Here is a 23202-nt window from a genome sequence, read left to right as displayed (position 1 = left end):
CGACATCATCGATCTCGTGAAGACCGGGCTGTCACTCCGCCACTATCTGGTCCATCGCTCTGCGACGTGTCCGATCAGAGTGTGCGCGAGCCTACGGTCATGCGAAAGCAATGTGCCGAACACGGTCCGCATCCGATTGCTGATCGAGTGGTGGACGATCCAGGACGCACGCTTCTCGGACATTTCGCTCGACCTGGCGCGTCCGCCTGTCGCCCTAACGTGATGCGCAGCACATGATTATTGTATTCGCATATCACCAAACTATCGGAACCTCGCAGGCTGTAAGACGCCCTCCCTCCCGCACCTCGGCGGCCTTGAGGGCGTGCCGGATCTTGGTCTTCAGCGCGCACTTCTCCTCGCGGGATCGCCGAACGCGATCATGCGCAGGGCAGACTCGGGTCGTCTGTAATCGCAGGCTTTATTGCTTCGACACGGTCCGAATTGCTTCAACACGGTCCGAACCGGGCGATATCGCTGAGGGAGGCGAAAATTCCGGCGCGGAGGAGATAGCCGGACGGCCCGGCGAAGCGAGCCGAACCCGATCGCGGTCCTACATTGGCGATTCGCTGGCCGCCGCGATACTCGGTCCGTTCCGTACGAACTTAAGTATGATTCAACGCTACTCCCGTTCGCGCGCTTCCAGCATCGACGAAATCGAAGGGTCCCGCTATAGCTGCTCTAACATAAGTTGCGGCGCAGAGAGGATCGCCAGCACGGCGGGGGCTGAGGGGGATCGCAGGTGACTACGTTGACATGGGAGGACTTTTGCGACCATGCGATGGCGGTGGCAAGAGTTCCTCTTAGCGCGAGGAATGTGGGACGCGAAGGCGGCCTGAACGATGGACAGGTTGGCATCGTCTCCGCAACGGTCGACAGGTCCCTTTTCGTCATCGCCGGCCCAGGCAGCGGAAAGACGACCGCATCGGCTCTTCGGATCCTGAAGCTCATCTACGTAGACGGCCTCGATCCGCTCGAAATCGTCGCCACGACCTTCACACGTCGAGCCGCCGCGGTCCTGCGGAGCAGAATTATCGAGTGGGGCGAGAACATACGCGCGCGCGTCCTGCGCTCCCGGCGCCCTGCACCCCTTCGCTTCGAGAGGCTGGATTTCAACCAGTTGCGGGTCGGGACGATCGACAGCATCGCTCAGGACCTCCTCAATGAATTCAGGGCTGCCGGAGCGCCTCGACCGACACCGGTGGATACGCACGTCTTCGCCGCTCTGATGATGGCTGAAGGCGTCCGCCCAACGGCCGCGGCAAGGTCGAGGAGGCTATGCGCGTTTCTCGAATCGCTGGGATTTAATACCTACGGCGGCCTGCTCGGCTTCGGCGGTCGTGCCGCCGCCCTCGTCGAAATCCGCGAACGCCTCATAAACGATCGCGTCGACCGCGCCGCGCTTTTGGCCGGCGCCGGCCGCGGCGCCGACGACGTCAGCGTGGGTCTGTCGCGGGCGCTGGAAGCGATCGAGACGTTCGAGGCTGTCATGCGCGAGCGGGAGATCTTCGATTTCGCAGGTCTCAACGAGTACTTTCTCGAGGCGCTCGGCTCCGGCCGGATGAACGACTTCCTTGCGACCGTCCGGTTCGTCTTGGTCGACGAATATCAAGACACGAACTATCTGCAGGAGAGCATCTATTTCGCGTTGGCCGCCGCGGCGCGCGACAACGGCGGATCGATCTGTGTCGTCGGCGACGACGACCAGTCGCTGTATCGCTTCCGCGGCGCCACCGTGGAGCTTTTCGCCGGCTTTCGCGGGCGCGCACGGGATCGGGTGAGAATCGAAGCAACCGAAATAGCGCTGAATCTCAATTATCGATCGACGAGAAATATTGTGAGCCTCGTGGACAGCTTCGTGCGCTCCGATGTGATTTTTCAGCAGGCGCGCGTGATCGGCAAGCCGGCGCTTCTGCACGGCGCCGCCAATGAAGGCGAGCTACCTCTCGTCGGCATGTTCGAGGATGGCGAGCAATTGCTCGCCCAGGAAGTTGCAGGACTGATTGGCCGATTGGTCAACGGGGGCCGAATTCGGATTGCCGACGCTGAAGGGCAAAGACACGCGATCGCTCTCGACGCGGAACGCGGATCGGCCGGAGATATCGCGATCCTATTCGACTCGACATCTGAATACCGCGCAAGCGGCACCGAACGATTCCCGCGCCTCTTACGCGACGAACTCGAAGCGCTCGATCCGCCGATCGGTGTCTTCAATCCCCGAGGCCAGCCGCTAAAGAAGCAGGCGGCCGTACGCAGGCTCCTTGGCCTGGCGCTGCTTTGTCTCGATCCCAACGGTTCGATATTGGGCTCGCAGAGAATAGGAGATCCGGTGTTGCGCGAACTGCGCGGATGGCGCGACGACGCCGACGCCTTTCTCGTTTCCGGGCCGGCAAATCTGAGAAGATTCGTCGACAGCTGGCAGCGACGCCGAGCGACCCGGCCACTGCGAGGCAACACAAATGTCTCTTTGAGTGACCTGCTCTACAAGCTGGTCACCTGGATTCCCGCTTTCCAGGACGATGTCGAGCATCTGGCTTGGTTGGAAGCCATCATGCGCGCCGTATCGGCGGCCAGTCTCCTGCGCGGATTTCGGGGCGAACTCATTTTCGCGCCGGGTTCGCTCACTGACGAATTGGCGACGCGCAGCGTGGCCGACGCGATCTGGCGCGTGTTCGCCCCGATCGCCGACGATGTGATCGAGGTCGAGGAGGACTTGCTCGAGACATTGCCCCGCAACCGGGTCAACTTCATGACGATCCATCAGGCCAAGGGATTGGAGTTTCCGGTCACAATCGTCGACGTCGGTTCGGAACTCGGCGACGGAAGGGTCTCCAAGCCGTTCAAGCGCTATCCTACCGATCCCGATCGGGTCCATCGGATGGAAGATTTCTTCCGTCCATATTCGCAGATCGATCTGGGAAATCGGACCGGACAGGATCGCGCTTTCGACGACCTGACCAGGAAATATTTTGTCGCCTTCAGTCGCGCCCAGGACCTGCTGATCCTGGTCGGCCATTCCGTCGCTACGACGGGTATCAGCCGTAGCAAAAGGACGATGCAGAGCGTGGCCACCGGTTGGCGCCGCCCCTCGTGCGCACCTGCCGAACTCTGGCCCTGGCGAGGCCTCTCGTTCCTCAGGAGGTTATGATCATCGATGAGCATCCGTCCGCACGGCGTCGAGCGCATCATCCCCGAGTACAGCCTCACGGGCGACTTGCTGGCGTTCTTAAAATGTGGACGCCAGTATCGTCTATACAACAAGGCGGGCTTGCCTCCTTCCGTCCCGGTTCAACAGTGGTTCGGCGAATTCATTCACGGCCTGATGGAGGAGGCGTTTGCGCGGTGGCGGGCCGGCGGAGCCCCCTGGAACGGCGGTTGGCCTTGGACGTGGGCGACGCACATCCGCCCGATCGAGGAGACGGTCTATCGCAGGCTGCTGTCGCGGGGGCTGCGTCCTCCGCCGCGCCTTCTGTATCTCGACTATGATAATCCGACAGAGAACGGCCGAGGCATCGCAAGTCGCCGGGCGGAAGCGGCCTTGAACACGTGGGGCGTCCATCTCTTTCCGCTCGTCGCCGAAGCGGAACTGCGCCTGATGGGATCCAGGGAGTTGCCGCCCAATGCGCAGATGCGGGCCGTACGCTACTCTGTCACGGGAATAGTCGATGTCTTGAGTTCGGTTCAACTCCATCGCGCACCTCCGAGCAACGCCATTCTTCACCGTCTTCGCCAAAGCCCGGTGGTACGCGCCGAGATGGAACGGAGCGATGCCCCCTTCGAGATCATAGTGGACTACAAGGGCATGAGGCGCCCTCCAAGCGTGGGGAGCGACACGTGGCTCCACCAGGCGTGGCAGATACAGACTTATGCGTGGCTACGGCATCGGCAAAATCCCGACGCGAGGGTGATCGCGGGCGTACTTCTATACCTGAACGAACTCTATCCCTCGCAGACCGACCTTCGCGATCTGCGGAGCGATGTGAGAGGGCGCACGACCGATGTCATGCCGGCCCAGGCCGATCGCGCATTCCTCCTGGGCGAACGCGAAAGCCCGGAGCAGGAAGGCGAAGAACTCGAGACCGGCCAGACGCGCGGCCTCAGTAAGCTCTTTCTCGAGGATCGGAGCTTTCGGCTTGTCGAGGTCACGCCCGCCTCCCTCGACGAGGCAACCGGTCGGTTCGACAGGGTCGTCGGAGACATCGAAGTGGCGGTCCAGGCCGAGATCACGCAGGGATCGACCCGTGCGCCCTGGCCCACACAGCCGGAACAACGGACCTGCACGGCTTGCGACTTCAAATATCATTGTCCAGACGCGACGGGCCGCAACCGACTGCCCCAAGTCCCGTGATCCCCGCGAAAGCGTGGTGATAACTGCAGAGCATTTCTTCGGGAAGGCTCAAGAAACTGCACAACCGGAGCTTGACAGCGCGCGTTGCTTGTCGGATTAGCTAAGGGGGCGTTGGGGAATTCGCCAACTCCATCCGTGCTTTTTGGCTTTCCCCGTCCTTGCAGTAAAGAGTGGCTACGGTCGCAGAAAGAATGGCAGTTTCTCGTACGAAAACGATCAACCGCCTCCGAAAACCGACGCTGGTCGTGACGACCTGTTCGGCAGGAAAGCGATGCACGCGCGCGCTTTCCGTCAGATCGTTGCCGCGCGGGACGCTCGAGCAGACCGCAGATGCCTGGATCGGACGGCTGAAGAGGGAGACCCAACTCCAGCCGGCGGCCGATCTCTATAAGGGGCGGGCGTTCCAGATGGCCCGCAAGGCCGCGGAGCACGTTTCGGGAAGATTTGCCGTTCTTTCCGCGGGACTGGGTTACGTGAAGAGCGAAACCCCGATTCCGGGCTACGATCTGACGATCCGGCCGGTCGGGCCGGCCTCCGTCCTCCGCAAGATCAAGGGCGAAGTGAGCGCCGCGCGATGGTGGACCCACGTCTCGAAGGGACCTTTCTCCTCAACTCTGGCGAAAGACGCGAAGGGCTGCTCGCAAGTTCTGGTGTGCCTTTCGCGCGCCTACGCCGCGATGATCGAGAAGGAGTTGATAGCCGTTTCCCGAATGGAGGGTGTTCAGCTCAGATTGTTCGGGCTGTCCATCAGCAATCATCTGTGCCACGCCCTCAAGCCATACGTGATGCCGTACGACGAACGGTTGGACAGGCTCGGGCGCCCAGGAACGCGGGTCGACTTTCCCCAGCGCGCGCTTCTCGATTTTGTGACGAACATTTCGCCGCGATCCGACGGGACGCTCGAGACCGACAGGAAGGCCGTCGCGGCGCGCCTCGCCCCTGTCGCCTTTCGCCGACCGCGGGTCCAGAAGAGGGTTTCCGACGACGAGATCAGAAGGATGGTCACCCGCCTGATGCCGAAGGTCGGACCCACGTCGAACATGGTCCTCAGACATCTAAGGAATGTCGAAGGGGTGTCCTGCGAACAGGGTCGGTTCTCTCGGATCTACAACGACGTGCGGCGAGGGCTCTCATGAAGGCTATCCCATGCGTGAACGTGCACGCCATCAGGACCCGCCAAGGCGGCACCGAGGTCTTCGCGTTCTTCGTTCCCGGATCGCGGATACTCGAAATCGCCGAGATCGCCCGGATCAAGCAGTCCACGGACAGTCAGATCGAGGGTTTCCAGCGGCCCGAGATCCGCGCCCATGTCAAGGCGATAGCCGAATATCTGGCCGGCGGCGACGTCCTGTTTCCGAATGCCGTGATTCTCGCGATCGCCGGCGCCAAGTTCAATCAAAAGAGGGGCACGAAGAACGAGACCGTCGATGGCGCCGGCGACGCCGGCGTGCTCTCGATTCCGGTGAGACCGGGAAGGAAGTCTGCCTGGATCGTGGACGGACAGCAGCGCGCGCTGGCACTCGCCGAATCTGGCGGGTCAAATCTTCCGGTGCCGGTCATCGCGTTCGTCTCAAGTGACATAGCGGTTCACCGCGAGCAATTCATTCTCGTGAACAAGGCGCGCCCCCTCGACAAGCGCCTCATCGACGAACTGTTGCCGACGGTGGGGACCGTCCTTCCGCGCGATCTCTCCGCGCGCCGGGTCCCGAGCATACTGTGCGCCGCACTTGCCGATACGCCGAACTCTCCCTTCTATCAACTCGTCAAGAGACCATCCCATTCGTCCCCTTTGGCCGTCGTTACCGATTCGACCCTGACCAATCTCATGCGCCGCAGCTTGCAGGATCCACGCGGCGCGCTTGCCGCGCACGTCGACACCGACGGGACCGCCGATACCGACGCGATGTATCGGCTCCTCGTCTCCTTCTGGTCGGCGGTTCGGGACGCGTTCCCCGGCGCTTGGGGTCTTCCGCCAGACCGAAGCAGGCTCATGCATGCCGCCGGCATCACTGCGATGGGCGTCCTCATGGATCAGATCATGACGCGTTACGGCAATTTCGGCGGCGACCCTTCGGCGGTGAGGTCGGTGCTCACGCGCCTCGCTCCCTATTGCCGCTGGACCGAAGGAAGATGGGAGGCGCTGAACCGCGATTGGAACGACCTCCAATCGACACCCAAGGACCAACGTCTGCTCTCCAACTACCTGATCCAACTCGAGCGAGACGTCTCAAGGGCTTCGGCGGCATGAAGTTCTTGTATTCCGATAGCCTTGATTTCGTTGACCCGGAGTTCGACTTCGTCGCGGACCGCGCGGCGAAGCGGCGGCGCGCGCATGCCGACGACGACTTCCCGCACGAGCACCTGGACACCCCACCCTACGATGGTCTGCTGGTCTCCCGAGCGATCGTCGGGGACGCTACCGTGACCGGCAAGTATTCGGAGGCGCAGGCGATGCGCTTCCGCAGGGAAGGAGCGCGCGAATTTCTCCGCTACCCGCTTTCCAAATATCCCGGCAGCATGGTGATGGGGGACAACGGCGCCTTCACGTATCGAGACCGGAAGGATCCGCCCTATAAAATCCATGACACACTCGAATTCTACGAGGACGGCGGCTTCACGCACGGCTGCTCGATCGACCATCTGGTTTTCGATTTCCTTGAGGACGGGATGAAGCCTTCAGCCGAGGCGAAGCGGCGCGTGGACATCACGATCGAGAACGCGCGCCGATTTCTGCCGGCATCGAAGGCTTTGGGCAGGAAGTTCACTCCAGTCGGCGTCATTCAGGGCTGGTCTGCGCGCAGCATGGCCGACTGTGCGACCGCGCTCGCCAAGATGGGTTACGGCTATCTCGCCGTCGGCGGCATGGTACCGTTGCGCATCGAGCAGATCGAGAAGGCGTTGGCGACGATCCGCGAGTCTCTGCCAAGAAGCATCAAGCTGCACCTTCTCGGCTTCGGCAAGACCGAGCACCTCGCAGCTGTGAGGAAATACGGCGTTGCAAGCTTCGACACCACGTCGCCGTTGCTGCGCGCCTTCAAGGACGGCAAGCGCAATTACTATGCCTTGGGGAAGAGCGGCGAACTCGCCTATTACACGGCGGTCCGGATCCCCCAGGCGATCGACAACGACAGGCTGCTGAGAAGTGCCCGCAGGGGGCGTCTCGACCAAGAAAATCTGCTCCGGCTTGAGACGCGCGCGCTGGAAGGCGTTCGCAAGTTCGCCTCCCGAAGGATGAAGGTCGAATCCGCGGTGGATGCTGTCATCGAGTACGGCCGATACGCCCTCTGGGACGAGCGCGCGAGCGACGCACGCAACGAGGCGAGGCTCGCCGAATTGCGAACGGCCTATCTGAAAACGCTGGGCGATCGGCCCTGGGAGCGCTGTCGCTGCCGCGTCTGTCGCGACGCCGGCGTGGAGGCATTAATCTTCCGTTCGTCCAATCGCAACAAGAGACGCGGCATCCACAACCTGCACGTCTTCTACGCGCACCTGACGGCGGACGGCAAACAAGTCCGGAAAAGAGAACGATGACTAAAGTACGTTTCGAGCCGACGATTTCACCGCGCCAGGGCAAGGGCCCTCGGGTCATCTGCTTCTCCGCGACCCCGCAGGAGATCACGAAGATCGCTCGCATCGAGCGGATCGGCCGCGATGCGAAAGGTCGTCTGAACGGATTTCAGCGGCCGCAGATCGCGTCCCATATCAGGGAGATAAGCGATTATTTGGGGCAGGACGATGCGATGCTGCCCAACGCGATCGTGCTCGCGTTCGCCAAGGGAGCCTCGGCCACACGCGACGGCGGTTTTGTGGTCGACACTTCCGGCGGGCCTCCGGGGTGGGTGGTCGACGGCCAGCAACGTCTCTGCGCGGCGCTGAGCTTGCCGGAGCGGAAATTCGAATTTCTCGTCTCTTCGTTCCTCTGCGACGACATGGCAGAACTCAACCGTCAATTCATTCTGGTCAACAATACGCGGCCGATCGCCAAGCCTCTTATCTACGAACTGCTGCCGGGGCTGGACGGACTGCCGCACCGTTTGTCCGATCGCGCCGGCGCCGCATTGTTGACGGAACGCCTCAACTACGATCCGGATTCGTCGCTTCGCGGCCAGATCAACCAACAGACCCATCCTGAGGGCATCATCAAGGACACCCTTCTGCAGCGGCTTTTGATGAATTCGCTGCAGCAGGGCGCGCTTCGCGGCTTCGAAAGCAACGGAGAACTGATGTCCGAGGGCGTCGAACTCGTCAGCAATTTCTTCGGCGCGGTGCAGCACATCTTCGCTAAGGATTGGAAAGATCATACGCCGAAGACGTCGCGTCTTGTGCACGGCGTCGGTCTGATCTCCCTGGGCTACGCGATGGACGAACTTGCCATCAGGAACAAGGCGAAATCGCAACGACAATTCGAGAACGGCCTGAAGTGTCTGGTCGGCAAGACCCATTGGTCCAGCGGCGAGTGGAATTTCGGCACCGAAAAGCGTTTGTGGCACGCCCTTCAGAACACGAAGGCCGACTATCGGCTGGTGTCGCACTATCTCGTGCGCCTCATCCGGCGCGCCAATTGAGGGCGGTAGGGATATGGGCTCCTACGCGGTCAAGGAGATTTTTCTGACGCTGCAGGGCGAGGGAATACAGGCCGGGCGCCCCGCGGTGTTCTGCCGGTTCGCCGGCTGCAATCTGTGGTCGGGACGCGAACAGGATCGGCACGAGGCGGTCTGTCGTTTCTGCGATACGGATTTCGTCGGAACCGACGGCACGAAGGGAGGCCGGTATCGCGACGCACAAAGCCTCGCCGAGGCGATCGTCTCCGAATGGACCGCCGGCGAAGCTCATCGTCTCTGCGTCCTCACCGGGGGAGAGCCCCTGCTGCAGGTTGACGACGAAGTCGTGCGGGCGCTGCACGGCTTCGGCTTCCGTATCGCGATCGAGACGAATGGAACGCTGCCGGCCCCTGCCGGCATCGATTGGATCTGCGTCAGCCCAAAATCGAATGCCGAACTCGCGATCACCCGAGGACACGAACTCAAACTCGTGTACCCGCAGACGCTAGCCCCGCCTGAACGGTTCGAGAGGATGGGCTTCGATAATTTTCTGCTTCAACCGATGGACGGCCCCGACGTGGTCGACCACACGCGGCAGGCTGTCGCGTACTGCCTGAACAATCCGAAGTGGCGTCTCAGCGTTCAAACCCACAAGCATCTTGGCATCCGATGAAGATATCCCAGGCATTCAAGTTCGAAGCCGCGCACCGGCTTCCCAGCGTCCCGCAGACACACCGTTGCCATCGGATGCACGGTCATTCCTATCGCATCGAGGTCGTATTGGACGGGCCGGTCGATCCGCATACCGGCTTCGTGGTGGATTTTTTCGACATGGAGGCGGCGTTCGGCCCCCTTCTCAAGGCGCTCGACCACCACTGCCTGAACGACGTTCCGGGACTGGAAAATCCCACCGCGGAAAACATCGCGATCTGGATCTGGGACAGGATCAAGCCGCAACTGGCGCAACTCTTCAGCGTAAGGGTCTACGAGACCACCGATTGCTGGGCGGAATACGACGGACCCCCTCGCTGAATTCGGCATTCATTCCTGGAGATCGCAATGACGCAATCCGCAATCGTTCTCTTCTCGGGCGGCCAAGACTCGACGACGTGCCTCGCGTGGGCGCTGTCCCGCTACGATCATGTAGAGACGATCGGATTCGGATACGGTCAGCGTCACGCGATCGAAATGGATTGTCGCGACGCGGTGAGATCCGGCATTGCCGGCATCGACCGGCGCTGGGAAGCCAGGCTCGGGCGTGATCACGTCATCGACCTGGCCGTTCTCGGACAGGTGAGTACCAGCGCTCTGACTGCAGATCTGCCGCTTTCGAAACGGCCGGACGGTCTTCCCTCCACTTTCGTTCCCGGCCGCAATCTGGTGTTCCTAACCTTCGCGGCGATCGTCGCCCATCAGCGCGGCCTCAAACACGTCGTCACAGGCGTCTGCGAGACGGATTTCTCGGGTTACCCCGATTGCAGGGACGATACTGTGAAGGCGCTTCAAGTCGCTATCAATCTCGGCATGGAGGCACGTCTTGTACTGCAGACGCCGCTGATGTGGATCGACAAAGCCGCGACATGGAGGCTTGCCGAGAAGTTAGGAGGGCGCTCATTCGTCGAATTGATCCTCGACAAGACTCATACCTGCTACCTGGGCGACCGGAGCGTCCGTCACGATTGGGGCTTCGGCTGCGGCAAATGCGATGCCTGCGGGTTGCGGCGCGAAGGATGGCGGCGATATATGGGGGAAGCAGTTGATCTGCAAAGCGGGTGATTCGGTATGTTTGGCATCAGCAGGCCTCCCAGCGATACGGGCTTCGCGGAACTATTGGTCAAGCTCGACGGGTGGTCAATTCCGACGGACGCGCTCAATCACGTTCACGACGGTGCAAAGGCCAGTCTCGCGGAAGTGAAGGCGCTGACCGAATACGAGGACGGTAAAGCCTCGCGTCTGCTGACGATCGTGGCGTTCTTGAGCGCCGTTGTCGCCGCCGTCTTCACCAGGTTCGCGACAGACTATCCCTGGCCCGGTTTCGGCGCGTTCGGCACCGATCCGTTTTCGGCGCTGACCATAGCGACATACGCCGCTTTCTTCGCCTACGTCCTGTTGGTGACGGGCTCCGTATTGATTATCCTCAGGGCGGTCAAGCCGCGATTTAGAATACCCAAGACCTGGAAAGCCGGATCTAAGCCCCACCGACCAACGTCCATGCTCTTCTATAAAGGCATCCTGGACGTGACTGCTCCCACCTGGGGCGAAGCTTTCATCGCTCTCGGCACCAAAGAAGGAGCAGATCTTAAGGCATACTACGCCAAGTGTTACATCGCGGAATCCTATCTCGTCGCCGAAAAAGTGGCGGACAAGCTCCGGCTGCTAACTCCGGGCGTCGGTATGCTGCAGGCCGCGATGTGGGTGCTGTTGATCTTCTTTTCCCTATCCGGCGCCAACGTGATTCTGGTGAAATCTTCGAACGCCGGCGTAGCAGCCAAGTTGTCGTCTCCCACCACGCCGACCGCGACTCCGCCGGCGCCCGTTCCGGCCCCGGGCAAGAAAGGGGGATGACCCGTTGAAGGCGCATCTCTTCACGGACGCCGACAATACACTCTGGGATACGGACCGGGTATTCGCGGCCGCGCAATTGGACATGCTGCGGCAGATCGAGCGGCTCACCGGTCGTAACGCACCGCAGGACGAGGATCAAGGATTGGCGTTTTTGCGGGACTTGGACCAGAAGATCGCGGCGACGCATCCGGATCATCTGCGCTATCCGGCGGCGTTGCTCGCGCAAGGACTCTCGATGGTGCTTCAGGGGCGCGACGTAGAAGAAACGGTCGCACTAATCTCCGGACCGGAGGTCCGGCCGGACGACCTCTTCGAGTCGGCTCAATCCCGCTTCCTGGAAGCCATCCAGCGCCTTCCGGCGCTGCGGACGGGCGTTCGCGAAGGACTCATCGCCATCTCGAAAGCCGGAGTACCGGTCACGATCGTGACCGAAGAGAAGACCGAAAGGTGCCGCAGGTTCGTTTCCGGACACGGCCTCGAACACCTGATTGGCGAGGTCGTCTCGGTGCGCAAGACTTCGCAAGCATATCTCGACCTCAAGCGGGGCGTCGGCTCGGCTCGGTGTTTCATGGTAGGTGACCAGGTCGACCGGGACATCCTGGCTGCGGCGGCGGCCGGCTTCTCGACGTTCTACTTTCCGGGCGGCTTTGCGCCGTACTGGAACGCGGACCTCGACATGGGTGAAGCAAAGAGGATCGACCGGTACGATGCGATAGTTCCGGACATCCTTGCAGAGACGCGTCGGCCATTCCCGCCTCTGAAATAGGCCTGACGCCGCGAATAAATCGGTCTCATCAAGCCGAAAGTCCCACACGGTTTCAGACATGCCTATCCGCCATGGCAGGCGATATCAGACCGAACGCGTCGCTTCTTGCTGACGATCGTAATGTCGTAACGTCTCGGCTGCCAGTAAAAAACTCGCCGTTCCTCGTGGTCTGCCGCCGAAAGGCAGGTGATCGCGTACTGTTCTTACAGATGCGCACGTCGAGTTGGATGGCGAGGGCCACCTGCAGTGTGGGTCGAAGCTACGCCGCCGGAGGAACGGACGTCTTGCTGGAGTTCATCGTCTCGCGCCCTTGCATTCCTGTCGAGTTGAGATGAACGTCGCAACGACCACGCCCTCGAGTGTCACGATGCAAACTCCGACCTCCCCCCTGTAACCATGCTCTTGGGCCAGCCTCACGAGCCCACCCAACTGCGTGGCCTTGGATTCCATGTCCGAAAGGTTCGATCCGACATCCAGCAGCGACCGCGCTGCCAAATCGTCGGTCTTCGCTTGCACCGAAAGAATATCGATGATCTTCGAGGTTTCGATCCTCGATCTTTGGATTAGATCGGAGCCGATCCTGCTCCTTCCACCGCTATCGGAAAGGCCGGACGCCTTCGAATTGGCCTCCGCGATCATCTCATCCTCTTGCGGGGAAATCACCGGATCGCGGTTTCCCCCGCGTAGACTTTGGATACGGTCGAAGAGCATCGATCCGTATCCCCGGATCCCACTCAAGGCACTTTTCAAAGACGCACCCAATTTCGTGTCGAGCAAAGCGGATGCTCTTCTTCGGAGCTCAGATTTCGCGTCCGCCGACGACACCGCTCCCTTGAGGTAGTCGTCGACGAATTCGACCGCGGCCGCTCTTATGCCGTCAGCCAGCAAATCGTCGCTCATCGCCGTCAATATTTCTTTGATCACGTTCCCGGAGACGGTTTCCTTCACTAGCTCGGATATTGCCGGTTCGATGACCTCGGGGACCTTCGCAACGTCGAGCGCAGTCGAGAGCATCTCTCGGAACGCACGCTGCTGAGATGAGCTGCCGCCTGGTCGTTTGAGGTCGTCCCCGGGAGGGCTCCCTCCCCGCGCTGCCCCTCCCCGAGGTCCCTCCAGAGTAGATTCGAGTTCGGCCAGTTTGGACGTACTTGCCGCAGGCGGCGTGTTCAGCGCGTCCGACCGACCGCGTACGTCGAACTTGGCTGCGTTCGCCGTCGTTCTGCTCGCGATGCGCTCGTTCAGCCGCTCGTCGGAATTCAGGACCCTGGCCCTGAGTTCAGTGTCCCAAACACCCGAGCCGGCGGGCGGGGGCATCGGTCGTGGTCCCGGAGGCGCGCCCGCGGGTCGCGGACCACCCCAATCCCCCGGGGGCGGCGTAGTCCGGAAAAGGTGGTCATCCTGCAGGGTCGCCCTATCCAGCATGACCTTCGCGAAGTGGATGGACGCGCGGGCAACGGCTCGCCTGTATGAATTGTCTATAGCATCGTGCGCGGACCGAAGTTCGACCCGCAGGGCGTTCAAACCGCTAGGCGCAGAACCGTAGAAGGAGAACAGCAGGACCGCAACGAAGAAGGCACCGACGACGTCTATACCCTTCGATGCCATCTTCGAAAGTCGAGCGACCCTCGATGAGATAAGCGGAAAGAAGATCAGGTTGAAACCAAGCACGAGTATGATCGCAAGGCGCGCCTTCAGAGCGAAGGACTTCACGCGCTCAATTATGTGTCCAGTCTCGAGGCTATCGTACCAAGCAGTCACGGTGCTCAGTCGCGGTGAGAACTCCGTCAAGAAAAGATAGAAGCCGATCTGCAGAAACAGGAAACATGCCGAAACGGCGCCGGTCACCATGCAGTAGGTGGTAAGTTTCGATCCGACCTCGGCGAGGACAGCGTTGCCGCTGTGCCTTCGGCAGACTGCCCGGATCGCAAACACGGAGATAGCCGAGACGATCAACACCCCCAACGGCAACAGCCCGACGAAAGAAAAACCCGCGACAAACGCAAGCCAGGCGGGGATCAGGATCACCGGAAGAACGAACAGCGCCGAGAATTCACGCAGACGAGTTGAAATGCTCAAATTCTTGCCCTCCACTCGACTGGTGGCAGACCTATCAAATTTCCACTTATGCTAGTGAGCCAACGGGACCGCCTCCTATCTGAGCGAATTCCAACCAACAAGCTCAGCAGGCAGCATTGCTCAGTCTCTGTACGGACCTAGTCTCAAATACCAAGCTAAAGGACACTCTCCACGTGGCCGGAACATTTCGACACGGGCGATTTGTCGCGACGCGACGGCTTCGATGAGTGCGCGCGCTGATAGGGTAAAAAGAACTCTTGAACGCAACGATGTTGGTAACCCGAAGACGCTAGCAATCCTTCAAGATATACCTTTAAGTTGTAGCACACCTAAGCGGATTTTTGGAGAGGCATTGCGGGTCCGATATCGCCTCAGCTCGAATTTATTCGGTACGGAACGGACGCTGGCTGGATGAGTCACTCACCTACAATCTCGGCGATGCAGCGCATTGGGACTGAGGACGTCCTCGCACCCTTTACAGCTTGAGGCACACCTACATCTGTTTCCGCCTCATGGAGGGCGCCGACATCTACATGCTGGCCAAGAACTGCCGGACCAGCGTCGAGATGATTGAGAAATACTATGCCGCACACCTCAAGGACGTACTGGACGCCAGCGCCATCAACGTCCGGAAGCAGAAGGCGCCGAAGAAGGAAGTGGCCGACATTCGCAAGGGCGAACTCGCCACCCTGCGCTTGGCTGCTCATTCCGTGAGCGGAACGGAGTGTATTCCCTTTGCCGGAACACCATTTGCGCCGTATAGATGCACCGATGCGGGCGTGGCGGAACTGGTAGACGCATCGGACTTAAGCCATTGAGTGCCCTAGGGGAAACCCTGGGTGCAGAACTGCTCAAAGTCGGGGAAACCTTCACTGGCAATCCCGAGCCAAGCCCCCGCCGGGGGGAAGGTGTAGAGACTAGACGGGCAGCACCTACAGCGGACATCGCCAAGGTGAAGGGATAGTCCAGACCACGAACGCCGGATGGGCGGCGGCGGAAGCCGAAGTGGTACGAAAATCCGTGAGGCCGCAAGGCCTGTGCCGGTTCGAATCCGGCCGCCCGCACCACACTCGTTCACCAAACTATCGGTGCGCGAATTCGTAGCGGTCGCCAGAATCTGCAACCTGAAGGTAGACTCGCGGAGTGAGCAGCAAAGCACGTCCAATGGCCAGCGCAGACCAACTGAGGGCGCTTTTGAAGGCATACGCCGAGGCCGATGCCGGTCAGTTTCATTCGATCGCCATGCAGATCGCTGCTGGAGAGGCGCGAAGCGGACACGGCAAGCTCGCGGAAGAGCTGCGCGATCTTATCGACAAATCCCGCGCAAGAGTGCCCTCTCCAGGCCCTTCGCCCATTCCTCTTGGACGTCCCCGTGGCGAGATAGCCGACCTCCTAACGGTCACTTATCCGCACACGCGTTCGCACGACCTTGTACTAAGTCCCAAAACCAAAGCCATTCTGGAAAGAGTCATTCGCGAACATAAGACAATTCGCGACATCCGCGCGCATGGCCTAGCTCCTCGTAAGAAGCTTTTGCTAGTCGGTCCCCCAGGTACTGGAAAGACCTTAACCGCGTCAGCTGTCGCAGGTGAATTGTCGCTGCCTCTCTTCGTGGTTCGTCTTGATCGGCTTATCACACGTTATATGGGCGAGACCGGCGCTAAGTTGCGATTGATTTTCGATGCTATCGCGCAAACCCGCGCCGTCTACTTGTTTGACGAATTCGATAGCATTGGTTCCGAGCGTGGCCTCAGCAATGACGTTGGCGAAATCCGCCGCGTCGTGAACAGCTTTCTGCAAATGGTCGAGCAGGATGAGTCAGACAGCCTCATCATTGCCGCGACCAATCATCCAACTATTCTGGACAGGGCTCTTTTCAGACGGTTCGACGATATCGTCGAGTATTCGCTTCCTACTGAAAAAGAGATCATTGAAGCTCTTAATTTCAAATTTACCTCAAAAAGGATTGCAGATGTTGTGAAATGGGACGTTTTGGCCAAGAGGGCCAAGGGCCTGAGCTACGCGGACGTTACACGCGCCGCTAGCGACGCCATCAAGCATGCGCTGATTGAACGTCGGGAGTTGACCAGCAAGGATCTAACTGCCGCGATTTTGGAGCGCAAAGGTGTTCTGGCGCACAGGAAGCCAGCCAAATAACTCACATCCATTTTTGAATGCCGCGCTATCCGCACCTATTAGTGGACACTCCTGCGGAAACCGCCCGCGCCCCGGGGACACTCTCCCAAATTCAGCCTGCCCGACCGCGATCGGCCGACGCATGCGGCGCATTTGCGTGGCGCTCTGGACGCTGCACGCGCGCAACGAGGTCAATTTCCCGTTCAGGTGGGAAACGGATTCTACGATTCACCTGACATCATCCTGTCTTTTGAAAGCGACTCCAACTTTCCTCTCGCTTTTGAAAGCCTTGAGCTACGCAAGAGCGGCATTGAGCTGCTTTCCGTCATAACCGAGCTTTGCCTACGGGACTCCTTCAACCCAGCCCGCATGATGCGGCTGGGTGGGGCCACTAGTGCCTGGCCACTTCATTGTGATAGGCACAGATGATCTTGGGAGATTTGGCATGACCCAACAGCAACGAATTGCCGACTATCGTGCTCTAAGCTCGCAACTGATGGACTATGGCTGGTTCATTGGTCCATTTGCGACAGGCGAAGAGCACGAGCGCATCAAGAGCTTGGGAGCGCACATTACGGCAAATCCTCCTTCCGACGACAATGGGCGGCGCGCAATCGAGGACAAGATCCACAAAGAGCTGCTCGATGTAGCCTTTAGCACTCGTGCCCGCGCTCGCTACGTCTGGCTGACTCTAAGAACGCCCCACCTCAACGAATATTCTCATCTCTATGAGAGCGCGATTTTCGCCTACTACAAGCGGGAATACGCGGCTTCGGTGTGCTTGCTGCTTGTAACCCTCGAGGGAGTGCTACTTTCTCTCAATGGCTGGCGCGTGGGGCAACCAAACAAGCCAAACTTCAAACAGCTCACGGACACGATCACTAATCTTCCGCTCGTAAACGTGAATCCTGAGATGAACGCTATTCAAGAAGCATTCCGGGAAGCGCTATCCAGCTTCGTCCAGCGCTGGCTCTACTCCAACATGGACAATGCCGATTTCACGCTATCAGTTTTGAACCGGCACTACGTCTTACACGGAATGGATGCCGGTAATTTTTACCGACCGCAGGACGTTCACCGCCTCTTGTTGGCATTCGATCTTCTGATTGATTTGGTTGCCATCATCAACGGAACCTACCGCTCGATCGTTGAGGTCGATCTGGATGTCTATCAGCGGAGAGACGAGTTCTATCAACAGCTGCGGGGCGGTGCGATTCAGGTCCATGTGGCCGGCAATTATGAACAGAAGCTGCTGAAGGAGCACCCTAATTACGTGGCCCCGAATCAGGAGGCGTGCATCGACCTGCATGAGCCAGGTCTTTGAGCGTTATCACCTGTCTGTCCCATCGACGATTGCAGAAATGATGACCTCTCCGGCCCACGCAGCGACAGCGCCGACAATGACGTCAGGTCATTTGTGATGGCCCTATTCGAGAAGTAGCGCGCCCACCGAGGGCTGCGATGATCCCATGCCGCCGATAATGCAAGACGAGCGACACGGCGCCCCACCAAGACATACTCGATACCATCGAGCCAACTTAGATTCGACCAAACACCCCAGAACGCGTAGATCCTGGTGACCTAATCCAGTTCATGCGCACCAGCTCGCGATAATCCAGCCGGCTCCAAAGTTCAAACTGAGATACCACCGCCTGGGTGATATAGATCGGATCCGAGGCTTTCGGTTACCAGCCGGAGAAGGCTCCCGCGAGCGACGGGTCCACTTTGCCCGCCTCGACGTCTGTAAGAGCCAGATCGAGCATCTCGACGCCGCGGTCGGCTTCCTCCTGCGTCAACGTCAACGGTGGAGTGAGTTCGAGTACATTCGAGTTGACGCCAACATAGAACATCACCAATCCATATTCGAAGGCGCGATAAACGGTCATTGCGGTCTGCCGTTTTGCCGGCGCCCTTGTGGCCCGGTCGGTGACCAACTCTATTCCGATCGCCAGGCCCTGGCCGCGGACGTCGCCAATCAGCGCATGCCTCTGTTTCAACGCCTGGAGACGGGTGAGCAAATGGGCCCCCACCTTGGCAGCATTTTCCGCCAAACGATCGGTTTTGATGGCCTCAAGCACAGCCAACGCTGCGGCGGCGCAAACCGGATTGCCATGTAATGTCTGAAACGAGAATGCTGGCGCAAAATTCATGATGGCTTCTGGTCCTGCGACTGCCGAGATCGGCAATCCGCCGCCAAGCCCCTTCCCGAACACCACGATGTCGGGTTCGATTCCATGATGCGCAAAGGCATGCAGTCGCCCGGTTCTGCCCAATCCGACCTTGACTTCGTCGCTGACGAGGAGGATTCCGTGCTTGCGGCATCGCCGCTCAACTTCTGCAAAGAAGTCGGCTGGAGGAACCAGCATTCCGCCGTCGGACTGGATTGGCTCGATGAAGAAAGCGGCTACCTCTTGCGGAGGGACAGCGCCTGCAAAAAGCCGATCGAGGTGAGCGAGCGCTTTTTCCGCAGCTTCTTCCCCGTCGGCATAGCTGTTGGGATAGGGCACAAGCGTCAAGCCAGACGCCTTCGGTAGAGCTTGCGACGGGTGACCGGAGACTGCGGCAGAGCCGGTGGTGCCACCGTGGTAGGCGCCTGCGAAGGAGATGATCCGCGGCCGGCCTGTCGCTGCAACGACAATGCGTGCGACGGTCTCATTGGCGTCCGAACCGGAATGGCCAAACCAGATCCTGCCCGCTGCGCGAGGGGGCACGAGCGAGAGGAGCTCTTCGGCCAACTGCACTGTCGGCAGATTGGCGCTCGAAAGATAGCTTGCTCCGGCCTGGTCGGACAGAGCGCGGTCAACTGCTGCCCTGATACGAGGATCGGAATGACCCAGGCTCGCAGCGCCCCAGGAGGCCGCAAAATCCAGAAGCTGTCTGCTGTCATCTGCAATCAGTGTCGCCCGGGCGCCCCCCTTCACGGCCAACGGATAGAAGCGCAAATGAGCCAGTTTTGAAATCGATTGGGCTTCACGTTCATACAACCGGGTCATGTCTCGTTCCTGAGCTGAGATACTGGGCACTGGCCGCTCATTTTGGCCCTTACGACTGGCGTGCGAAACCGCATGTTGATGACGGCTTGCGAAAGTCTGCACTGCGGATCGCCGCACCGTCGTCATGCCGCACGAGATCATCAGGACAACGACCCAGCCAATTCTCCTCAACCTGCCTCGATCGATGCCCGGACAACCACGCGATTCATATCGCCTGACCCGAGGCTTCAATCCCACCCTTGCTCTGCACCGAATGCGACTGCAGTCGTTCAACGGACCCCAGAGTGACTGGCAGCTTCAGCCTCGTTCTCCTTGTCGGACGAAGTCATCAGCGCCCGATCTGCCAAAGCCGTCCCGGACTGTCGCGATCGCTTTTGGTTCGCATTCCTTGCAAGGATTGCGGGCAGTGCGGAGGCCAGCCCCTTTGGAAAGAACAGGAGAACGACGATCATCGCCAGTGCAACCAGCATGAAGCGGCCTTCGGCGAAGTTGTTAATGCTTGCAAGCCCTTCCGAGATGAAGGTCAGGAAGAGCGCAGCAAACAGCGGCCCATAGATGCTTGACGTGCCCCCGACAAGCACCATGCTCAAGATGAGCGACACGGTCGAGAAGTCGAAGACCTCCGGCGAGGCAACGCGCAGATAGATGACGTAGAAACCGCCCGCAATCCCCGTGAAGAACGCACTTGCCACCAGCGCCTTCAGGCGTTGCAACGCAATCGGAATGCCGCGCGAGACGGCGTAATCCTCGTTGTCGCGCAGAGCTTTGATCGAGAGACCGAAATCGGAACGAACCAGCCAGCGCAGACAAACGGTCGTGGTGACAAGCAGCCCAAAGGCGACATAGTAGTAGCCGAGCTTGTAGTCGCGCAGGAAATTGTAGCCCGGCAGCCATATCGTCGGCACGCGCACCATGCCTTGCGTTCCGCCGGTGAGATTTGATTGATTGATCACAAGTTGCATCACGAGCTGGCTGAAAGCAAACGTGACCAGCACCACATAGACGCCCTGAAGGCGTACGACCGGCAGAGCGACGATGGCAGCAGCAGCAGAAGCGGCGACCCCGCCGATGAGCATCGCAGCCCACGGATCAATCCCGAGAAGCTTTGCGGTCAGTCCTGTCGCATAAACACCCACGCCAAAAAAGGCGACATGGGCAAAATTGAAGATGCCGGCATAGCCAAGACTGAGGTCCCAGCTCGCTGCGACAATCCCGTAGACAAAGGAGATGATGAAAAGATGCCGCAGATAGCTGTCCTGGACGAAGATCGGCACAAGGAGCCCAGCGATTAGCAGGACGCCGATCAGCCATACCTTGCTGCTGCGGAGCTTGCCGCCGTGGAGGGCCATCATCAACGCACCACCTTTCCGAGGAGCCCCTGGGGCCGGATGAGCAGCACAAGGATGAGCAGGAGAAAGATCATCGAGGGTGCCCAGTAGATGCCTACGAAAAACACGAGGGCCGCCTCAAGGAGGCCCATCAGATAGGCAGCGACAACCGTGCCTCCCAATGAGCCCAGCCCGCCGAAGATCACGATGATCAATGCCTTGACGAGCGGCTCCGAGCCGAATTCCGGAGTGAGCAGGCGAATCGAGCCGAGCAGAACGCCTGTGAGCCCGGCAAGGACAGCCGAGAGAGCGAACGTAATGATAAAAAGCCTGGAGACGTCGATGCCGATCAGCCTGGCGGCATCCGGGTTTTGGCCAACAGCCCGTATTCCGCGTCCTGTCCGCGAACGGTCGAGGAAAAGCCAAAGCGCACCAAGCAACAAGGGCGCCACGACAATGATGAGCGCCTCCTGGGCGGAAATCGTCGTTTGCCAGATTTGAACGTTGCCCGTCGCGATCGGAGCCAATTGCTTGAGCCTTGCCCCCCAGATCAGCTGGATCCCCTTCTGCATGAATATCATGGCGGCAAGGGTCGTCATGACGGTGACGAGCAGGATATCGCGATGGTCGTAGAACGGCCGAACAATGACCCGCTCGATCAGAATGCCCACTCCGATCATGATCGCCGCTGAAACGGCGATTGCCAGACCCAGCCCGAAATTGAGCCCGGCCGCGTCCGACACGGTCCATGCGATATAGGCGCCGAGCGTCATCAGCACCCCGTGAGCGAAATTGAAGATGCCAAGTGTCGTCCATACCAGGGAAAGTCCGCTCGCCATCAACGCATAGCCTGAGCCGAGCACGATGCCGCTGACGAGAATGGCGCTAAGGATGTCACTCGTGATCATGCGCCCTCCGACCCGAAATACATGTCCATGATTTCCTGATGATCGAGTTCTCCGCTCCGGTTGATCTCCCGGCGGATCTCGCCGTGATCGACAAGGTACATGCGGTCGACCAAGGACAGGATGAATGCGATATCCTGCTCGACGAGAAGAAGTGGAATGCCGCGCGACGAGATTTCCGAGATTGCCTCAGCAAGCTCGTCCTTGAGCTTCGGAGACAGCCCAAGCGTTGGCTCATCCAGCATCAGCATGCGAGGCGCGCACATGAGTCCCGCGCCGATTGACAGCATCTGACGCTCGCCGCCTGACAGCGTCTTGCATTGCTGCCGACGGCGCTCGGCAAGCCGAGGAAACAGGTTGAGCACATAATCGAGGTTTGTCTTCAGCTCGTTCCGCGCGCGCGGCGTGAACGCCGCAAGTTCGAGCGTCTCCATGATCTGCATGTCTGGAAAGAGGCGATTGGCCTGGGGCACGTGAATCAAGCCGCGTGCCACGATCTTCTGGGGCGCGAGCTGATCGATCGTCTCGCCCATGAAGCGGACATCTCCCGCTCGCGGGCGGATCACCCGCGAAATCGTGTTGAGAAGCGTCGTCTTGCCGTGCCCGTTGGGTCCAAAGAGGCCGACGCGCTCCGTCGGTCCGACGTGAAAGCTCATGCCGAGCAGCACATCGGAAGCATCGTAACCGGCGCGCAAGCCAGCGATTTCAAGGGCGTTCGTATTGTTGCTCAAAGCCTGGCCTCCCGTTTGCCGAGATAGGCTTCCACGACCTCCGGGTTACGCACCACCTCGGCCGGACTTCCTGAGGCGATGATGGCACCGTGATTGAGAATCATCAGACGTTCGGACACGTTCAAGAGAAGCGGCAGGACGTGTTCGATGAGCACGACAGTGATGCCGCGTCGGTGCACGGTAAATATGAGGTCGGAGAGCCCGGTTACTTCCGGCTTGGTGAGGCCGGCGGCAGGCTCATCGAGGAGAAGCACCTTGGGCCGGCCTGCAATTGCGGAAGCTATCATCAACTGCTTGCGCTCAAAGACGGAAAGGTCTGAGGCGGCTTTCGCCCGGCGTTCAGCCTTGAGTGACACGTCATCGAGCGCCTGATCAGCGGCTTCTTTCGCCTCAGTCGATGTCATCCTCCCGCAATAGACGGCGCTTGCATAAACGTTCTCGCGCGCGCTCAGCGTCGCAAACTCCGCGTCCTTTTGGAATGTTCGAAGGATACCCGCCCGGCTGATCTGATGCGGGGGCAGCCGATGGATCGGCTTGCCAGCAAGCAGTATCTCACCCTCGCTCGGCGGAAATGGAATCCCGGTGATGACATTGAAGAGCGTGCTCTTGCCGCTACCGTTCGGACCTGCGATGCCGAAGATCTCGCTCTTTCGAACCGAGAACGACACATTATCAAGCGCGAGCAGTGCACCGAAGCGCCGGGTTACCTGGCGCATCTCGAGCAGCGGCTTATCGTCATTTGGTTCTACCATCGTTTCATCTTCCGGCTCGCAGTGGAAGAAGCGGCCACGTGCCATTGCCGCGTGGCCGCACGCC

At 59.9% G+C, this 23202-nt stretch carries 20 protein-coding genes; 14 read left to right on the top strand and 6 right to left on the bottom strand.

Annotated elements, in window-relative coordinates; genetic code table 11:
• Positions 1-814: 814 nt before the first annotated feature.
• From BI327_RS17950 to BI327_RS17900, 11 genes are all read left to right on the top strand, one after another.
• A complete protein-coding gene (locus BI327_RS17950; protein WP_159450463.1) occupies positions 815-3145 on the top strand; it encodes a UvrD-helicase domain-containing protein in 2331 nt (776 codons plus the stop codon).
• Positions 3146-3151: 6 nt separating this feature from the next.
• Positions 3152-4345 (top strand): PD-(D/E)XK nuclease family protein, encoded by a 1194-nt coding sequence (locus tag BI327_RS17945; protein ID WP_076862058.1) that lies wholly within the window; start codon positions 3152-3154, stop codon positions 4343-4345.
• A gap of 191 nt (positions 4346-4536) precedes the next feature.
• Positions 4537-5481: a DUF6884 domain-containing protein gene (locus BI327_RS17940; protein ID WP_143271636.1), complete on the top strand. Its 945-nt coding sequence runs from the start codon at positions 4537-4539 to the stop codon at positions 5479-5481.
• Positions 5478-6593, top strand: a complete 1116-nt coding sequence (gene dbpB, locus BI327_RS17935) for a DGQHR domain-containing protein DpdB (RefSeq protein WP_076862056.1) — start codon at positions 5478-5480, stop codon at positions 6591-6593. Before BI327_RS17940 ends, dbpB (BI327_RS17935) begins: the two co-directional genes overlap by 4 nt.
• On the top strand, positions 6590-7876 hold the full coding sequence (gene dpdA, locus BI327_RS17930; protein ID WP_076862055.1) for a tRNA-guanine transglycosylase DpdA: 1287 nt from the start codon (positions 6590-6592) through the stop codon (positions 7874-7876). The genes dbpB (BI327_RS17935) and dpdA overlap by 4 nt, the downstream gene beginning before the upstream one ends.
• Positions 7873-8910 carry a DGQHR domain-containing protein DpdB gene (dbpB, locus tag BI327_RS17925; protein ID WP_076862054.1) on the top strand — a complete coding sequence of 346 codons (1038 nt, stop codon included), beginning with the start codon at positions 7873-7875 and terminating at the stop codon, positions 8908-8910. Before dpdA ends, dbpB (BI327_RS17925) begins: the two co-directional genes overlap by 4 nt.
• A gap of 13 nt (positions 8911-8923) precedes the next feature.
• The gene (gene queE / locus BI327_RS17920; RefSeq protein WP_076862053.1) at positions 8924-9559 is read left to right on the top strand and encodes a 7-carboxy-7-deazaguanine synthase; all 636 of its coding nucleotides are present in this window, start codon (positions 8924-8926) and stop codon (positions 9557-9559) included.
• On the top strand, positions 9556-9918 hold the full coding sequence (gene queD / locus BI327_RS17915; protein WP_076862052.1) for a 6-carboxytetrahydropterin synthase QueD: 363 nt from the start codon (positions 9556-9558) through the stop codon (positions 9916-9918). The genes queE and queD overlap by 4 nt, the downstream gene beginning before the upstream one ends.
• 27 nt (positions 9919-9945) lie before the next feature.
• Positions 9946-10662 (top strand): 7-cyano-7-deazaguanine synthase QueC, encoded by a 717-nt coding sequence (gene queC, locus BI327_RS17910; RefSeq protein WP_076862051.1) that lies wholly within the window; start codon positions 9946-9948, stop codon positions 10660-10662.
• A 6-nt stretch (positions 10663-10668) separates the two neighbouring features.
• The gene (locus BI327_RS17905; RefSeq protein WP_076862050.1) at positions 10669-11451 is read left to right on the top strand and encodes a hypothetical protein; all 783 of its coding nucleotides are present in this window, start codon (positions 10669-10671) and stop codon (positions 11449-11451) included.
• A 4-nt stretch (positions 11452-11455) separates the two neighbouring features.
• Positions 11456-12217, top strand: a complete 762-nt coding sequence (locus BI327_RS17900; RefSeq protein WP_076862049.1) for an HAD family hydrolase — start codon at positions 11456-11458, stop codon at positions 12215-12217.
• A gap of 294 nt (positions 12218-12511) precedes the next feature.
• Here the strand turns inward: BI327_RS17900 and BI327_RS17895 are convergent, their stop codons facing one another.
• Positions 12512-14293 (bottom strand): hypothetical protein, encoded by a 1782-nt coding sequence (locus BI327_RS17895; protein WP_143271635.1) that lies wholly within the window; start codon positions 14291-14293, stop codon positions 12512-12514.
• Positions 14294-14826: 533 nt separating this feature from the next.
• On the opposite strand from BI327_RS17895, the gene BI327_RS43210 reads away from it, so the two are divergent.
• The 3 genes from BI327_RS43210 (at position 14827) to BI327_RS17880 (ending at position 17753) form a co-directional block, all read left to right on the top strand.
• Positions 14827-15111: a hypothetical protein gene (locus BI327_RS43210; RefSeq protein WP_245334849.1), complete on the top strand. Its 285-nt coding sequence runs from the start codon at positions 14827-14829 to the stop codon at positions 15109-15111.
• A 346-nt stretch (positions 15112-15457) separates the two neighbouring features.
• Positions 15458-16450 carry an AAA family ATPase gene (locus BI327_RS17885; protein WP_076862047.1) on the top strand — a complete coding sequence of 331 codons (993 nt, stop codon included), beginning with the start codon at positions 15458-15460 and terminating at the stop codon, positions 16448-16450.
• Positions 16451-16874: 424 nt separating this feature from the next.
• Positions 16875-17753 carry a hypothetical protein gene (locus BI327_RS17880; RefSeq protein ID WP_076862046.1) on the top strand — a complete coding sequence of 293 codons (879 nt, stop codon included), beginning with the start codon at positions 16875-16877 and terminating at the stop codon, positions 17751-17753.
• Positions 17754-18114: 361 nt separating this feature from the next.
• On the opposite strand, the gene BI327_RS17875 is transcribed toward BI327_RS17880, so the two are convergent.
• The 5 genes from BI327_RS17875 to BI327_RS17855 all read right to left on the bottom strand — a co-directional run bounded on the left by BI327_RS17875 (position 18115) and on the right by BI327_RS17855 (position 23183).
• Entirely contained in the window at positions 18115-19422 is a 1308-nt protein-coding gene (locus tag BI327_RS17875) for an aspartate aminotransferase family protein (RefSeq protein WP_076862045.1), read from the bottom strand.
• Positions 19423-19691: 269 nt separating this feature from the next.
• Positions 19692-20774 (bottom strand): branched-chain amino acid ABC transporter permease, encoded by a 1083-nt coding sequence (locus BI327_RS17870; RefSeq protein ID WP_083742119.1) that lies wholly within the window; start codon positions 20772-20774, stop codon positions 19692-19694.
• Entirely contained in the window at positions 20774-21658 is an 885-nt protein-coding gene (locus tag BI327_RS17865; RefSeq protein WP_076862043.1) for a branched-chain amino acid ABC transporter permease, read from the bottom strand. The genes BI327_RS17870 and BI327_RS17865 overlap by 1 nt, the downstream gene beginning before the upstream one ends.
• Positions 21655-22386, bottom strand: a complete 732-nt coding sequence (locus BI327_RS17860) for an ABC transporter ATP-binding protein (RefSeq protein ID WP_089025501.1) — start codon at positions 22384-22386, stop codon at positions 21655-21657. The genes BI327_RS17865 and BI327_RS17860 overlap by 4 nt, the downstream gene beginning before the upstream one ends.
• Positions 22383-23183, bottom strand: a complete 801-nt coding sequence (locus BI327_RS17855; RefSeq protein WP_245334848.1) for an ABC transporter ATP-binding protein — start codon at positions 23181-23183, stop codon at positions 22383-22385. Before BI327_RS17855 ends, BI327_RS17860 begins: the two co-directional genes overlap by 4 nt.
• Positions 23184-23202: the final 19 nt, after the last annotated feature.

Source organism: Bradyrhizobium mercantei (assembly GCF_001982635.1).
Taxonomy (GTDB): Bacteria; Pseudomonadota; Alphaproteobacteria; order Rhizobiales; family Xanthobacteraceae; genus Bradyrhizobium; species Bradyrhizobium mercantei.
Note: the sequence above shows the minus strand (reverse complement) of the source record. Positions and strands in the feature narration are given on the sequence as shown.